The 12,748-nt window shown below is 45.3% G+C and carries 15 protein-coding genes and 1 tRNA gene; 6 read left to right on the top strand and 10 right to left on the bottom strand.

Annotated elements, in window-relative coordinates; all coding sequences use genetic code 11:
- The 10 genes from PN466_RS25450 to PN466_RS25405 form a co-directional block, all read right to left on the bottom strand.
- On the bottom strand, positions 1–338 hold a 338-nt coding region (locus PN466_RS25450; RefSeq protein WP_271945438.1), incomplete at its 3' end, for a hypothetical protein.
- Positions 339–496: 158 nt separating this feature from the next.
- Positions 497–784: a hypothetical protein gene (locus PN466_RS25445; protein ID WP_271945437.1), complete on the bottom strand. Its 288-nt coding sequence runs from the start codon at positions 782–784 to the stop codon at positions 497–499.
- A gap of 93 nt (positions 785–877) precedes the next feature.
- Complete coding sequence (locus PN466_RS25440) at positions 878–1,141, bottom strand: hypothetical protein (RefSeq protein WP_271945436.1); 264 nt, start codon at positions 1,139–1,141, stop codon at positions 878–880.
- 761 nt (positions 1,142–1,902) lie between these two features.
- A complete protein-coding gene (locus PN466_RS25435; protein WP_271945435.1) occupies positions 1,903–2,421 on the bottom strand; it encodes a hypothetical protein in 519 nt (172 codons plus the stop codon).
- Positions 2,422–2,687: 266 nt separating this feature from the next.
- Positions 2,688–2,776: transfer RNA gene (locus PN466_RS25430), tRNA-Ser, on the bottom strand.
- 63 nt (positions 2,777–2,839) lie between these two features.
- Positions 2,840–3,979 (bottom strand): patatin-like phospholipase family protein, encoded by a 1,140-nt coding sequence (locus PN466_RS25425; protein ID WP_271945434.1) that lies wholly within the window; start codon positions 3,977–3,979, stop codon positions 2,840–2,842.
- 15 nt (positions 3,980–3,994) lie between these two features.
- Positions 3,995–4,699, bottom strand: coding sequence for a dienelactone hydrolase family protein (locus PN466_RS25420; protein ID WP_271945433.1), 705 nt, complete (start codon positions 4,697–4,699; stop codon positions 3,995–3,997).
- Between the two features lie 102 nt (positions 4,700–4,801).
- Positions 4,802–6,118 carry a cytosine deaminase gene (locus PN466_RS25415; protein ID WP_271945432.1) on the bottom strand — a complete coding sequence of 439 codons (1,317 nt, stop codon included), beginning with the start codon at positions 6,116–6,118 and terminating at the stop codon, positions 4,802–4,804.
- Positions 6,119–6,206: 88 nt separating this feature from the next.
- A complete protein-coding gene (gene psb29, locus PN466_RS25410; RefSeq protein WP_271945431.1) occupies positions 6,207–6,896 on the bottom strand; it encodes a photosystem II biogenesis protein Psp29 in 690 nt (229 codons plus the stop codon).
- A 180-nt stretch (positions 6,897–7,076) separates the two neighbouring features.
- On the bottom strand, positions 7,077–7,433 hold the full coding sequence (locus PN466_RS25405; protein WP_271945430.1) for an STAS domain-containing protein: 357 nt from the start codon (positions 7,431–7,433) through the stop codon (positions 7,077–7,079).
- Between the two features lie 271 nt (positions 7,434–7,704).
- Here PN466_RS25405 and PN466_RS25400 point away from each other — a divergent pair, with 271 nt between their 5' ends.
- The 6 genes from PN466_RS25400 to PN466_RS25375 all read left to right on the top strand — a co-directional run bounded on the left by PN466_RS25400 (position 7,705) and on the right by PN466_RS25375 (position 12,667).
- The gene (locus PN466_RS25400; RefSeq protein ID WP_271945429.1) at positions 7,705–8,232 is read left to right on the top strand and encodes an SRPBCC family protein; all 528 of its coding nucleotides are present in this window, start codon (positions 7,705–7,707) and stop codon (positions 8,230–8,232) included.
- Positions 8,233–8,324: 92 nt separating this feature from the next.
- Positions 8,325–9,404: an Mrp/NBP35 family ATP-binding protein gene (locus PN466_RS25395; RefSeq protein ID WP_271945428.1), complete on the top strand. Its 1,080-nt coding sequence runs from the start codon at positions 8,325–8,327 to the stop codon at positions 9,402–9,404.
- 118 nt (positions 9,405–9,522) lie between these two features.
- The gene (rodA, locus tag PN466_RS25390) at positions 9,523–10,794 is read left to right on the top strand and encodes a rod shape-determining protein RodA (RefSeq protein WP_271945427.1); all 1,272 of its coding nucleotides are present in this window, start codon (positions 9,523–9,525) and stop codon (positions 10,792–10,794) included.
- A gap of 30 nt (positions 10,795–10,824) precedes the next feature.
- Positions 10,825–11,010: an NAD(P)H dehydrogenase subunit NdhS gene (locus tag PN466_RS25385; protein WP_271945426.1), complete on the top strand. Its 186-nt coding sequence runs from the start codon at positions 10,825–10,827 to the stop codon at positions 11,008–11,010.
- Between the two features lie 153 nt (positions 11,011–11,163).
- Positions 11,164–11,940 (top strand): Uma2 family endonuclease, encoded by a 777-nt coding sequence (locus PN466_RS25380; RefSeq protein WP_271945424.1) that lies wholly within the window; start codon positions 11,164–11,166, stop codon positions 11,938–11,940.
- A 49-nt stretch (positions 11,941–11,989) separates the two neighbouring features.
- Positions 11,990–12,667, top strand: a complete 678-nt coding sequence (locus PN466_RS25375) for an HAS-barrel domain-containing protein (protein WP_271945422.1) — start codon at positions 11,990–11,992, stop codon at positions 12,665–12,667.
- The last annotated feature ends 81 nt before the right edge of the window (positions 12,668–12,748 follow it).

Genomic DNA, 12,748 nt, shown 5'->3' with positions numbered 1-12,748 from the left:
GCATCGTAGCGTCCATATTCTTCTCCTGGCTTTTTCTTCTGAGTCTTGTATTTTGCCTCTCCAGGCTTGTAGTGGCGTAACCGAATCTGCCAAGAGTCTGGGTTGGGTTTACCCTCAATGTCTACGCCCTCAAGGGTGAAGCCTTCAGGATGCAACTTGAATTGCTCTCTCAATAGAGGATTCTTGATACCAGAGTCGTTTAACTGTTGCTCAAGCCAATCCTTATCTGATAGAATAGGAGAGTGGCTCTCATTCTGGGATAAGGTTTTTCCACCAGGATTGGCTGAATCATTGAAACCTTTGACAAGGGGTTGTCTTTGGACTGTTGTTTTATTCATACTAATTATTGAAATTTGATTTTTGTGACGGACTAGGTTGTTAGCCTAGCCCGTTCTTTTTTTTTATCTACTAATATACTCCAGATTTAGTGGAGTAGGAACAGTTGAAAGCTGGGTTTATGGGGTGACTCACACTGTATGCAGTGATGTCACTTTTCCTATTGCAATAGGCTCAAAGCTTTCTTGATTTCTGCTCGGATTGCACCTCCTTTATTGGCTGGATATTTTTTGCTGTCTAAGCAGTCCTCCAGGATGGAGAGAGCTTGCTTAAGATTGCCTTCATGTTTTTGTCTGATGGTTCCTTTGTCCAATTGGTGAGCATATTCCAGAATCTCAGGGATAAGAATTTCTGGTAGCCGAATAGGTTTAGTCTTGGAATTGAGCCATTCGCTTGAGTTAGGCTTCAATCCTATCCCATGAGGGTTAGGTATCCAATGCCTTTTCATAATCTATTCTCTGGGGTTAACAACGACTATACAGCGAGCAAAAGGGGGTTTTTCTCTCCCGTTCATAGCGGTTCCTGCGAGGATATTTACTCCCTAAGAATTAGGCTGTTTTAGAGCGCTAATAATTTCTGCTCGAAACCCTTTCAGTGGGTTTTTGTGGTCATGCTCAATCACCTCATCTTTGAGTTCTCTTCTGCTTTTCAGGTGAGTCATGAGGGATAAGTAAGAGTCAGGAACTAACCCTAAAGGATAGAGGTACTCAAGCAATTCGTAGGCTTGAGTTAATGCTTCCTCTACGTCATGGACGGTATCTACAGCCCTCTGAGCAGAGGTAGAGATTCTCGTGCTGGTACTCATGGCAGTTATATCTAGTTTTCTAGGTTCTGGTAGGGGTTATGCCCTATGGATACACCTTAACACCCTATACGGGGCGTGTAAAGGGCTATTAGATAGCTTGAATTAATAAAAAATATAATTTAAACCTATATACAGATAGCTCCATATAAACCCCATGGACACCCCATGTAGAACCTATTAATATGGAATTACAGAACTTAAGCTAAAGCCATGAGAAAAGGAATAGAGAAGCACGATATTAAAATCCGTATTCCCAAAGAACACGCTGACTTCCTAATGAAGTATTGCCGTGAGGAAGCCTACACAGAGCGTGCCACATGGATTGCCAACCTTGTAATTCGTGAGGTAAAGAAAATTCAGGAGCAAGAGCCAAGCTTGAACTAACTAGCCCCAATGACCCATCACCCCTTTCCCCGATCGCCAAAAGGCGGTCTTTTTTTTTTGCGTATTTGGTGGCTGAAAGCCTTGCTGTGTCTAGTTGGTAGGAATTCCCATCGACCGAATCTATACTTTCTCCTGCTGGCTCTTGCTGGAGACATGGTTCAATCCCTGCCTCCTCAATTCCTCTATAACGGTTGCACAGTGGTTTTGCAGGGATTCGCGTGAACTATGCTCTATATCAAAAAGAATGGGATTACCTGGAAACTTATTCGGAGGAGACTCGGAGACCCTCCTACTCCTAGGATTACGACGTAACTTTACGTCGTGAATGAGCCGTTAAGCTAAAGACCCTCCTGTGGGGTCTTTTTTTTGTGAGAAAACTACCCGTCTGACATAAGGTAATCGGTGAAGTCCTCTTCTCCATGTACGCCACAGTAAGTCGCCATCACTTGGCCCCGGTTGTTATAGAAACACCTTTGGGGGTCAGTTCTTTTCCACCAATAGCCCTTACTGTCTTGAGCGAATCGTCCTGGATAGATACTTCTGATTACCTTTTCCGTAAAATGTCCAGTTTCTCTCAGTTGCTTCTTGCTTAGGTATCTTCCCAAGTAAGGGTGAGATGCCCGTGGAGTGTCACGAAGTATATGCTTCTTGTCCTCTCTAGACCAGGAAGTCTTGTCGTAGATTGGAGTGCCATTAAGCGTCCAGTAGAAACCGTAGCTTTGTCCCCAATTTCTGCTGCCGTATTTCCCTGCGAGTAGTTTTTGATTGAGGGCTTCTCTGGCAATGGCAGCTACTATCCTCACTCCTTTGGATATTTTCCCTTCTCCTATTTTTAAGAGAAGTTCCCTATCTTCTTCACTCAGTCCAGTGATTGGTGTAATTCTCTTCTGGCTCATGTCCGCTCGTGGGGTGATGAAAAGTATATGTTTTGGTCGTCACTGCAACTTGGGGTGACATCCATAGTATATACTTTTCCGTCACCCCTTGGATTTCTCTATGGATTCTATAGAAAACTCTAATTACTATCTAACCCATTTGACCTATTTCTTGCCCCTTACTTTTGGAGGTGTTATGGTGGTTTTAGGCAGATTTTAGGCAAAGGTTGAAGGTATTTAATAACTTCCGAGGGTGAGAGTCGCTCTCTACCTAGGATTATTTCAGACGGAGAGAGAGGGATTTGAACCCTCGGAAGGTATTAATACCTTCAACAGATTAGCAATCTGCCGCTTTCGACCACTCAGCCACCTCTCCAAGGAAAGCCTTACCTATGATAACAAATTGAGCCGAGAAAGGCAAGGGAAGCGGGGAATTCTTTCAGCAAAATCCTCGCTCCTTCAAATGGCGCGTCCAGTCCCAATGGTAGAGGAAAAAGTCTTTAGTTTGTTTGTATCCCAAGCGATAGAGTTTGACCTTCTTCTCCGAGCTAAGGGAAAACTCGGTAGTCGTGACTTTGGCTTTGGTGACATCGATATTAATCACCCGACCTTGATCGCCATGGCGTACATGGTATCGGTCTCTGGCATTAGCCATCGATCGCAGGGAAGCAGTAAATAGATCAAGGGCATTGTTAATTTTAGGTGGATTCAGGGTTTGATCGATTAAGCGAAAGCCAAACGTAGGCCATTTAGGAGGGTTCAGGGGATCGCCGGAAGGGCGGTCATAAATCCACAAAGGGAAGTTACTGAGCAAACCACCATCGAGAATATAGGCATTACCGAGTTTTTCGGGTTTGAAAAATAAAGGAATACTCGAAGATAAGCGCACGGCTTCAGCGATACTAAAGTCTTGGTAATGCTTGAGATTATGCTGTTGTAGGATAGCTTGGCGATGGCTGTGTTGGTCTTTGTTAAGTCGAGCAGAATTGGGATTGAGATCGTCTGGTAGAACCCACATTTCGCAGTGGGTGATATTGGAGACGACAATCTTCAGTTCTCGTTGGGGATCGAGGCGTTTGACATCAGTAAACGTTTCAATTCCCCTGGATTTAAGGGTTTTAGCAATCCAGTCTCGGAAGGGATCTGAGGAATATTGACCGAGTTGTTGGGTCAATAATAAAGAGACGATCATCGATAAAGGCGCTTGGAGGTCGTCGCTGGGATCGCCATTGAAAATGAAGGGGCTAGTTTTTTGAGAGAAGATGCCATTATAGTCGATGCTACTCAAGATCTCTTCGAGTTTATTAATCGGAAAACTAGCGGCTAAAAAAGCTGCGGTTAATGAACCCGCAGAGGTTCCAGCCAGCTTTTTCCACTCAATGCCCAAATCTTCACAGCAGCGTAAGGCTCCTAATAGGGCAATACCTCGTACTCCTCCCCCTTCAAAGATGGCATCAGCATAGTAATGACCATCAACAGGTTCGGGAAAACGGCTCCAAATCTCTTCTTTTTGTTTTTCTGTGAGTCGGAGGTCTTGATCGTCTAGGAGTTGGGGATTGATGTTAATAAATGATGCCATGTTCACCTTCGGAGATCACGGTTTTAGATGTTGCTGCAAGAATTGTAGAGTGCGATCGCCCGCTTGTTGAGCGATTTCGCTAACATAGGCAGTGGAGTTCACCCGACTAAAGCCATGATTTACACCTAAGTAGCGATGTAGAATAACTTGAGGATGGTCTTGGAGACTAGAGATCATTTGAGTTTGGGCATCGGGACTGACATATTCATCCAATTCTGCTAGGTGAAGCATCAGGGGGGTTTTAATCTGCTCTTGTTCATGGAGATTGTTATCAATACCCACCCCATAATAGGAGATATTACAATCAGCCAGCGATCGCGTGGCCATTAAATAGGCCAGTTTTCCCCCCAGACAAAATCCTAGGGTTCCGACTTTACCGCTACAACTCGGTAAGGCTTTGACTGCTTCTAAGGTAGCGATCAGATCGTCTACGCCTTGATCTTCATTAAACTGCTCGTAAAGACTAAAGGCTTTAGCTAAATCTTCTTGATTGTCAGGTTCTAGCTCAATGTTGGGTTCGAGTCGCCAAAACAAATCGGGAACTACAGCCAGATAGCCCAAACTAGCGTACTCATCTGCTATCTGACGCATGATAGCATTCACCCCAAAAATTTCTTGGATGACGATTAATCCTGGGCCGTTTCCTTCAGGGGGTTCAGAGACATAGGCGCTAAAGTTACCGCCATCAAGGGTAGATATGATTAGGTCTTGGTTTGTCATGGCGATCGCTTATCTCCAGCCTGACTGTACTTAGCCAGCGTACAGCTATAGTGTACCGCTTTTTTCTCTCATCGGAAGAAGCTATAGCTAAGATCCAGGTGTTCAGAGCTTATCCAATTCGGCATAGTCGGGTAAAGTTGTATCAATGGGTTTACCATTACGCAATACAATACGGTCATGTTGGGAACGGGCTAAAAGTTCAGTAAATCGCCGTCCTTTGAAGAGAATTAAGTTAGCAGGTAAACCGACAGCGATCGCTACTGGATTAGGTAACTTCATAATTTTACCTGGAATTGTGGTGACTGCTTGCGGCCAGTTGCCATAAGGAATATCTAAATGGGCAATTCGCACACTTTGATTAAAGACTTCTAGCATGTCATGATCGCCAAAGGCAAAAAATGGATCGCGACAATTATCAGAGGCGAACATTACGGAAATTCCCATTTTTTGCATCTCTTGAATTAAAGTCACCCCTCGATAAGTGGGAGTTTTTCCCGGTTGCCTATCTTGCAGGTAGAGGTTACACATGGGTAAGCTGACAATGGCAATGTTCGCCGCTTTTACTGCTTTTAGGGTTTCTTGGACAATTTCTGGAGTTTGTACGGCTAAACTGCAACAATGACCGCAGGTAATGTGACCTTCAAATTCATATTTCTGTGCTGTATTGGCCACATGATAAAGGGTACAGGCCTCTGGATGTAGATTTTCATCGGTATGAAAATCGAGGTCTAAATTACGCTCTTTTGCTAAAGAAAATACATGGCGAAGTTTACTGTCAAGATTAGGATTCATGAGGGGCATTCCCCCTAGAATTCCGCCTATTTCTGCCAAGCGATCCGCTAACTGTTGTCCTTCTGGAGTACATAACTCATCTAACGTGCTTAAGCTCACTGCTTGTAATTCAAGTTTCCCTTGCCATTCTTCCCGAAGAGCCTGAAAAACGTCCCAAGTTACTTCAGTTTCTTCACCTCTCAAGTCGAGATGGGTGCGGATAGCTTGAGTTCCGTGGGCATAACTACACTTTAGGGCAAAATTCATACGCCGATAGAGATCTTCGGCCGTCCAATAGCGATCTCCATCTTCTCCAGAAGCAGCGATCGCCCCCTCGAATGTACCATCAAGGTTAGGGCTACGATGCCAAATATGGCCCTTATCCAGATGAGTATGGATATCAACAAAAGTCGGCCAGACTTGACCTCCCTTCATATCATAGACATCATTTTCATGGCTTGGGGGGCGATCGCCACTGGCACAAATTTTAGTAATCATGCCCTCTTCAATACAGATCTCCACCTGCACCAATTTTTCTGAATTAGGTGTAACCGTAGGAGGGCAATGTTTGGGCAGAAACAAAGACAGAGGAACTTGGGCATTAGAGAGCCAGTAACCTTTGCCCTCTAGAATATTGTGAGAAGTCATGGTTAATAAGTCATGGGTAAGGGTTAATCTCCGCGTTTATGCTCCCTGAGTAGAGTCGAAGGGAGCACGCATCCCCATTCTCTATTCCCTATTCCCTTTCTTCCTCTTTTTGCAAAGCTCGCTCTTGGCGTTTTTTACGTCCAGCCTCCAAAATATCCTTCATGACTGCCTGAGCTTGCTTCACCTTTTCCAAATTCGACCGATACAATTCAATATCCTTTTGCAATTTCTCCAAAGAAAGTCCCAATCCCTGGGCAATCTTTTCCAACGTTTGGTTACGACTCTCCTCAGTTTGGAGTCGTTCAGAATCAACCGTAGAGACGAGCGTATACAAACCAATCGCAAACAAACGACTATATTTAAACTTAGGATTATCGGCGATCGCCTTCAAGCGCCCTCGCAGAGCATCCGCACCATCACCCTGATGCGGATCGCAAACCAGAGCAACCACAGCCTCTCCAGACCAATCCTTAATCTGTTCCTGAGCCTGTTGAGCCTCTGCCCGATAAACATTGACATCGCTCTCCAATGCTTGACACAACGCTGCAAAAATAGATGCTTTTTCACCCTCTGGTGAATATCCCTCCATAAATTGGTCAAAGGACGAAACAACCCCAAGAGCATAAATGGGGTCATACTCAAAGTCCACATTGACCGACAGCAAATGCATCTCTACCATCAATTCTTCCACCACACGGCGGTAGATAGAATTAATGGGCCGGGTATGGTTAGTATAAAACGCTCGCTTAGTATCGGAAACAGTGCGGACAGTATTCACAGCTACAATTATCAAGAGTGGGTGATTCTATTCTCGCGCCTAAAGGTCACTTTGCCAAGGTTTTCCCCAAAAACCAGCATCAAAGTCCCGTCACCAGGAGTTTAAGACAATTGCTTCCAGAAAGCTGACCGTCTCCTCTCCTAGTGACTCAAACACATTTGTCAGACCCTTTTGCCCCAATTATCCTGCAACCCTGGGAACCCCTTCTAGTGCATCATTTTCTGTTTCAAAAATTTCAAATACAGAATCCATCATCGTCACTTCAAACACCAACTTAGCTTCCGGATGAACATTACAGATGCGAAAAGATCCTTTAACCTTCTCCGCATCCCGCATCCCAGCGACCAAAGACGTTAGGCCTGAGCTATCAATAAAGTTTACTTGACCCAGATTTACCACCACATGCCTACTGAGCTTAGAAATACATTCCTGTAGTTTCAAACGAAATTGCCAGGCTGTAGTGATATCTAAACGTCCAGTTGGCGTTAAAACAATAACTGTTGTTCCATCTTCCGTTTCGTGTGTTCTTTGCTCCATTTTGATCGTCTACCTTCTCTATTAGGAATTGTGGACTTCTGGGTTGATTGTAGTATCTCAAATCGACTTGGAACAAGCCTTAGACCCATAATATACCGTTGGGCGCTGGTAAACTGAAATAATTCTTAATCCACGATCCGCAGATCTCACTGGCAATGTTACCCTAGCGTGAATGACCCACTCCCCGTTGACATTAAAACCCGCCTAATCCTGCTCAAACCTAAGTGTATCAATGATTTCTTTATTTTTTAGTGTGAGTATTGAATAGACAATGCCAGATTTTTTGTCTAAGCTATTGGGCCGCAAGAGTCGTAGAGTTCGCTGTACCCTAGCCAAAACCTATCGTGTCATTAGTTCAGCTTCGGTTGACGATCTATGGCAAACTGTTGTTGATTTCGCTGATGTCTCTTGGCATCCCCTCTTAGCACGAACCAATGTCCCTAGGGGTTTGGTTCCCAAACCGGGGCTAATTTTTAGGGCCGTGACTAGGTTAAGCCCCATTCCAATTCGCATTTTTGTCGAACGAGTCAGACCCGGAGAACTCTTAAGCATTAGAATTTTGGCGATGCCCGGAATTGAAGAGAGGATGATCTACCAAGTCGAATCAACGGTTTGGGGCACTCGCATCTCCTATTCAGTCACCCTGCGCGGATGGCTCTCTCCTCTGATTTGGTCGTTTATTCGTCCCTATGCAGCCAAAGTCGCCGAAGCTCTAGCCAAAGCAGCAGAGAAGGCGGCTCTTCAAGGTGGCCCTGGAAAGAAAACCCATCCAGGAAACTCGGTAGATTTTGGATTTTAAGTCAACCCGTATGAAAACCGATGAGAACTGCCCAAGGGCGTTAAGATTTGATAAGTAACGTCGGAATAATCAACAGCCAATAGCAAATCCTTATGACTTTGACCCTTGATCCCCAATCCGTTTTAGAAGTCCTGCGACCTGTGGAAGACCCAGAACTGCGGAAAAGTTTGGTGGAATTGAATATGATTCGCCAGATTGAGATTGATGCCCAGGGAAATGTGAATTTCACTTTGGTGCTGACCACTCCCGCTTGTCCACTGCGGGAATTTATTGTCGAAGACTGTACGAAAGCGGTGAAACAGCTCCCAGGGGTTCAAGCGGTGAATATTGAGGTGACAGCAGAAACGCCCCAATTCAAGAATACCTTACCCGATCGCCAAGGGATTGAGGGCGTGAAAAATATTATTGCCATTTCCAGTGGTAAAGGGGGAGTGGGCAAAAGTACGGTGGCAGTGAATGTGGCCGTCGCTTTAGCCCAAACTGGGGCCAAAGTTGGGTTAATTGATGCTGATATTTATGGCCCCAATGCCCCAACCATGTTGGGTTTAGACTCGGCGAAGGTGATGGTACAAGATAGAGGGGGCAAAGAAGTCCTAGAACCGGCTTTTAATCATGGGGTGAAGCTGGTTTCCATGGGCTTTTTGATCGAAAAAGACCAACCGGTGGTTTGGCGCGGCCCCATGCTCAATGGGGTGATTCGCCAATTCCTCTATCAAGTGGACTGGGGTGAGTTAGATTATCTGATTGTGGATATGCCTCCTGGAACTGGAGATGCCCAATTAACCTTGACTCAAGCGGTTCCCATGGTAGGGGCCATTATTGTAACCACACCCCAAAATGTGGCCCTTCTCGATTCGCGTAAGGGGCTGAAAATGTTTGAACAGATGGGGGTTCCAGTGCTGGGAATGGTGGAAAATATGAGTTATTTTATCCCGCCGGATCTGCCCGATCGCCAATATGACATTTTTGGTTCGGGAGGGGGTGCAAAGACCTCAGAAGAACTCGGTGTTTCCCTGCTCGGTTGTATTCCCCTAGAAATAGGTTTACGGGAAGGTGGCGATCGCGGCGTACCCATTGTGGTCAGCGATCCTGAATCGGCTTCAGCTCAAGCGTTAGTCAAGGTCGCTAAGGCGATCGCGGCTAAAATCTCTGTCGCTGTCCTCACCAGATAACTTATCCTTTTGTCAAGGGAATAGGGAATAGGAAATAAGGAATCAGAAAATCGTCTTAACTGGTCACCATTACCCATGACCTATTCCCGATTACCCATTACCTATTACCCCTTACCTTATGCGTAGATCTCTATTTTATTCTGCTAATTCAGGTTCCAGAATTCGCTGGCTGTCTATACTCAATAGTTGGAAAAATTTAGATTGGCTATTGCTGATTCTGGTGATTGGCTTAACCCTGTTTGGTGGGATCATGATTCGCTCAACCCAGCTCAATCTTCAATATACTGATTGGCTGCAACATTGGATTATTGGGGGGATTGGGTGTATTCTAGCCCTATTTATTTCCCGTTGGCGCTACCAGCAACTTATCCAGTGGCAATGGGTGATCTATGGTATTACTAATGTTTCCTTATTAGCGGTTATTTTTATTGGGACAACGGCTTTAGGGGCGCAACGATGGATTACGATTGGTGGGTTTAATATTCAGCCCTCAGAATTTGCTAAATTGGGGGTAATAATTACCTTAGCTTCTCTGCTCCACAGTAAGGGAGCTTCAACCCTATCGAGCCTCTTCAAAACTCTCGCTATTGTAGGCGTTCCTTGGGGTTTGGTGTTTCTGCAACCTGACTTAGGAACTTCCCTCGTGTTTGGGGCGATCGCCTTGGGAATGCTGTACTGGGCTAATACCAATCCCAGTTGGCTGATTTTACTGATCTCTCCAATGATCTCAGCGATCCTATTTAATCTTTATCTTCCAGCCTGGTTTGCTTGGATAGGCTTACTAGCCCTCTTAGCTTGGACAAGTTTACCTTGGCCGCGTATCGGAGCTGGCGTTACAGTTGCTCTGAGTACGGCCTTTGGATTCCTGGGTGAGGTCTTTTGGGGACTGCTGAAGGATTATCAGAAAGACCGCTTAATTTTATTTCTCAACCCAGAAAAAGACCCCCTAGGCGGAGGGTATCATCTCATTCAATCTCGGATTGCTATTGGTTCAGGACAACTTCACGGCACAGGGTTAAATCAGGGAACCCAAACCCAACTGCATTTTATTCCCGAACAACACACGGATTTCATCTTTTCGGCTGTGGGTGAGGAGTTGGGATTTATTGGCGCAACGATTCTGTTATTGGTCTTTTGGTTAATTTGTCTGCGGTTAGTGATGATTGCCCAAAATGCAAAGGATAACTTTGGCTCCTTGCTGGCGATCGGGGTATTATCGATGATTGTGTTTCAGGTGATGGTGAATATTGGCATGACCATTGGCCTTGCCCCAGTTACCGGAATTCCGTTACCTTGGATGAGTTATGGGCGATCGGCTCTACTGACGAATTTTTTGGCGATCGGCTTGGTGGAAGCAGTAGCCAATCACCGACATCGGCTAAAGTTTTAATGGGTATTTTATCGATTGAGGTAAAAAAGAATGATCTTACCAGGTGTAGCAGTACGGGTAAAAAATATGGGAGATACCTATTATGGTTTTACCGGCCAAGTACAACGGGTAACCGATGGTAAAGCAGCAGTACTCTTTGAAGGGGGAAACTGGGATAAGTTGGTCACCTTCCGACTAGGAGAGTTGGAAATCGTCGATCCGACGAGTAAAAAGTAAAATAGTTATAATTGCCAATCATCTGTAGGGTGGGCAAGCATTACCGCGCGAAGTGCTGTAATGGGTAATAGGAAAACCATTTTTACGGTACCTTGCCCACCCTACTGGCTGTTTTTAGGTTTTCCACCTCCATAAGCGGTTCTCTGTAAAGCCATGGTTCAACTGTATCCCAATCCCAAGCAGAAATCTCTGCCAACGATGTATGATTTACCCAGCGAAGACCCGGAGGAACCTGGATTGCCGGATGAGTTTCACGATTACCAACCGGATTTATTAACTCAAACTTGTCAATCTCCCCGCTACCGTGAGGATGACTATTTTATTGCCAGCGATCTTAACCTCTACTATGACAGCGAACATACCCTATGGCACAAACGCCCGGATTGGTTTGTGGTTTTGGGAGCCAAGCGTAGCCGTACTCAACAGGAGTTACGTCTAAGCTATGTGATCTGGCAAGAACAAATCAGTCCCTTTCTGGTGGTTGAATTAGCGTCTCCAGGAACAGAAGATGAAGACTTAGGACGCACAGAGCGTAAAGAGAAAAAGCCACCAACCAAATGGGAAGTATACGAGAAAATTTTACAGGTTCCCTATTATGTGACTTACGATCGCTACCAAAACAACTTTCGGGGATTTGTCCTCAAAGGTGGAAAATACGAAAGGTTGGAATTATCACAAGGGAAAGTCTGGCTAGAACCATTAGGTCTAGGATTAGCGTTATGGCAAGGGGTGTACGAGGGAGTAGAAGGGCGGTGGTTGCGCTTCTACAATCAAACTGGGGAGTGGATACCGACACCGAGCGAACGGGCCGAGCAAGCTGAGTCGGAGTGCAATCTCCAACAACAACGCGCAGACCAAGCCGAATTGGAGTTACAGCAATTACGGGATAAGCTTCGACAACTCAGTATCGATCCTGATTCACTGTCTTAGTAATCCTAATTATTTTTAAACACCAATACGATCTCTCTGTTGTCACTCTATGCGCTTACCCTTAACTCAAACTGCCATCAACGATCGCCCCGAAAACCACATCGCCGAGGTGATCGAAACGGCAACCTCGGAATTTTTAGCCCAATGTCTGGAACCGGAAGATCTCAATTTTCCCATGATGCCAGCATTTGGTTCTTTGGTGAGATCGCTCGGTGTCACTCCTGAACGCTCCGCAGAACCAGATACAGGCTATTGGGTTTATGCAGTGGTGTATCATGCCACCACTACTCCCATTGATTCGATCCATCGTGCCAGAGCTTTGGGCTTATCCCTAGAACAACTGCGAGCAGAGCAGCCGCAGATTTTTGCCATGCTTAAAACTGAGTTTCGAGCGGCGATCGTCGGATTTGAAACCCTGGAGTCAGCAATTTCTCGCTCCAGAGTTTATCAGCATTTACCCCGACGTCCTCCACAAATTCACCAAGCGGTCTATCAATGTCATCCGGATGAAGTGATTCGCTTTAGCGAGGACTTTGATTTTATTCGCATTTTACTCGAAATTCCTGGAACACCAGTTGATGCGCTGATTGCAGCTACCTTGAGAACGATTTACCAACTGCGCCATACCGAACACTCCTGGTTAGTACAAGCAGGGCGAAACTTGAGTCTACTTCTCAAAGATGATTACGATCGCCTACGCTATATTCTCAGCCAAGTTTATCTTTAGATCTCCCTATCCCCCCAGCTTGTTCTGTTGTAAGGCTTGATGAGTTCCAGTAGGACTATTTTCTTTTCGAGGTTCTAAGAG

It is taken from the genome of Roseofilum reptotaenium CS-1145 (genome assembly GCF_028330985.1).
Classification (GTDB): Bacteria; Cyanobacteriota; Cyanobacteriia; order Cyanobacteriales; family Desertifilaceae; genus Roseofilum; species Roseofilum reptotaenium.
This window is presented reverse-complemented; position numbering and strand designations above follow the sequence as displayed.

Bases quoted from the DNA above. Each gene is read 5' to 3' on its own strand.
- PN466_RS25445 (WP_271945437.1), bottom strand. From the start codon at position 784: ATGAAAAGGCATTGGATACCTAACCCTCATGGGATAGGATTGAAGCCT.
- PN466_RS25435 (WP_271945435.1), bottom strand. From the start codon at position 2,421: ATGAGCCAGAAGAGAATTACACCAATCACTGGACTGAGTGAAGAAGAT.
- PN466_RS25400 (WP_271945429.1), top strand. From the start codon at position 7,705: ATGCCAGATTTTTTGTCTAAGCTATTGGGCCGCAAGAGTCGTAGAGTT.
- PN466_RS25440 (WP_271945436.1), bottom strand. From the start codon at position 1,141: ATGAGTACCAGCACGAGAATCTCTACCTCTGCTCAGAGGGCTGTAGAT.
- PN466_RS25380 (WP_271945424.1), top strand. From the start codon at position 11,164: ATGGTTCAACTGTATCCCAATCCCAAGCAGAAATCTCTGCCAACGATG.
- PN466_RS25420 (WP_271945433.1), bottom strand. From the start codon at position 4,699: ATGACAAACCAAGACCTAATCATATCTACCCTTGATGGCGGTAACTTT.
- rodA (WP_271945427.1), top strand. From the start codon at position 9,523: ATGCGTAGATCTCTATTTTATTCTGCTAATTCAGGTTCCAGAATTCGC.
- PN466_RS25425 (WP_271945434.1), bottom strand. From the start codon at position 3,979: ATGGCATCATTTATTAACATCAATCCCCAACTCCTAGACGATCAAGAC.
- PN466_RS25385 (WP_271945426.1), top strand. From the start codon at position 10,825: ATGATCTTACCAGGTGTAGCAGTACGGGTAAAAAATATGGGAGATACC.
- PN466_RS25395 (WP_271945428.1), top strand. From the start codon at position 8,325: ATGACTTTGACCCTTGATCCCCAATCCGTTTTAGAAGTCCTGCGACCT.
- PN466_RS25405 (WP_271945430.1), bottom strand. From the start codon at position 7,433: ATGGAGCAAAGAACACACGAAACGGAAGATGGAACAACAGTTATTGTT.
- PN466_RS25375 (WP_271945422.1), top strand. From the start codon at position 11,990: ATGCGCTTACCCTTAACTCAAACTGCCATCAACGATCGCCCCGAAAAC.
- PN466_RS25415 (WP_271945432.1), bottom strand. From the start codon at position 6,118: ATGACTTCTCACAATATTCTAGAGGGCAAAGGTTACTGGCTCTCTAAT.